Source organism: Endozoicomonas sp. ONNA1 (assembly GCF_024606325.1).
GTDB lineage: Bacteria > Pseudomonadota > Gammaproteobacteria > Pseudomonadales > Endozoicomonadaceae > Endozoicomonas_A.
Window position 1 is genome coordinate 1 of record NZ_JAHHPN010000024.1, and the last position, 1,709, is coordinate 1,709.

Genomic DNA, 1,709 nt, shown 5'->3' on the forward strand with positions numbered 1-1,709 from the left:
CTCTGACCACAGGCCATTGTGGATTAAACGGTAATAAGAAGGGGCTCCCCCAGACATTTGTCAGTAAATTACATCAATCAGCCATGAACAACTGAAACAATTCTTCTTCACACTCAGGGATGAAATATTTTTCACGATAAGAAATACGTATATTCGTTCTGCGACACTGTCTTCTGCCGCATAAGTAATCCATCAAGATCCAAGGACACATACTACTCTTTTGGAATGAGGAAAAGATCAGTTCCAAGTCTGTTTTTGAGCGGTATAATCTGCAACAGGCATTGAAAATGCTGAACAGCAGTGATGCAAACATTATCATCATTGCGTACACGGGTACCCGCACTCCAGCTCGTTCAGTCGGGCCTTTTGTCGCTGGACCGCGAGGCCGTGCCGGAAGGTTAATCCACCAAGTTTGCTTGTTCTCAGCACACCTTTACAACAAACCAGAAATTTATGCACCGTAAAACATCTTTTACTGATTCATCATCGGAAGTGATTAATAAGTACCGCGGAACGGTCAGTGGACGATGGTTTGACCTGATTAATCTGCAACTACAGAAACATGGGGTCAGTCCATTACCTCCCGAGCATTTTAATATTCCTCTTGAAAGCGGGTCATACTGCGACAGGCCAATCCCTGTCGATGGCGCTCGCAGGTTGCTTTACTGGGCCGTAGAGCAGACGGATGAACCCCTGTTGCCTGTCGATCTGGGGCTTTCACTGCAACCGCTTGATTTCAAGTCACTGGGTATTGTCTTATGGAGCTCTGCATCACTCAGGCAACGAATTGAAAAACTGGAAACTTATCAGTCACTGATCACGACAACCACGCGAATCATCTTCAATGAAACAGCCGGGACAGCGTCATTATTATTAATTGACAATGACGCTGTCGATAAACAGGTCAACCTGACCAAACACGGCATGATGGCCCTGGTCTCAGCAGTTGCCAGGGTAATACGCTGGGACCATGAAACTGAAATAACGATACACTTGCCATTTGAACAACCCACATACCATAAAAAACTCAAGGACAAGTTGGAGTGCACTCTGAAATTCTCCATGTCTCAGTATCGAATAGAATTCAGTGTCGATGCGCTGGATCTGCCTTTGCGGACCAGTGACCCGGAGTTACTTCAGGCAACTGAATCACTGGTACAGAAAAAACTGCTAATGATTGAACAAAAAAACCTCGTTTTAAGAGTCAGTCGCTCACTGCTGGAACTAAACCCGCTTATTCCGCCGACCACTTCTAAAATGGCCGGCCTGATGAATATAAGCGGTCGTACATTCCAGAGAAAACTGACAGTCCGCCAAAACCAACTTGAATGGTATCACCATCATTAATGTAAGACAGAATGTGGCTGGCAATACTCTGTTCCAGTTCGCTTGGCTGTGCCTGGGGCGCGAAGGGCAGTTCGTGGCTGCATTCAACCAGTTTGTCAACCTGATCCACATGGATAAAGTTACTTTCACCTTTAAGGTAAGGTACCTGATCGTTGACAACTACTATAACCTTTTCGGTACTTTCAACAACGCTGTCGCCTAACAGGGCACCAATATGACCCAGACTCATAAAGCCATTTTCATCAGGCCGGGAAACTTCCATCAGCAGAACATTTGGCTTCATGATGTTTTTCATAAAGCTCTGTGTCTGCGAAAAATGCACAGAATTAATCTTTATATTGCCATGAGGTCCCAGGAATTTT

Annotated in this window: 2 protein-coding genes; one reads left to right on the forward strand and one right to left on the reverse strand. The window is 45.2% G+C overall.

Annotation, left to right across the window (positions count from 1 at the left end; genetic code table 11):
• Positions 1-453: 453 nt before the first annotated feature.
• Complete coding sequence (locus KDK19_RS00565; RefSeq protein ID WP_257291112.1) at positions 454-1,347, forward strand: AraC family transcriptional regulator; 894 nt, start codon at positions 454-456, stop codon at positions 1,345-1,347.
• On the opposite strand, the gene KDK19_RS00570 is transcribed toward KDK19_RS00565, so the two are convergent.
• Positions 1,253-1,709 (reverse strand): hypothetical protein (locus tag KDK19_RS00570; protein WP_257291113.1); only part of this gene is annotated, 457 nt, incomplete at its 5' end. The genes KDK19_RS00565 and KDK19_RS00570 overlap by 95 nt on opposite strands.

Excerpts from the sequence above, each read along its gene's own strand:
- KDK19_RS00565 (WP_257291112.1), top strand. The coding sequence starts at position 454 with ATGCACCGTAAAACATCTTTTACTGATTCATCATCGGAAGTGATTAAT.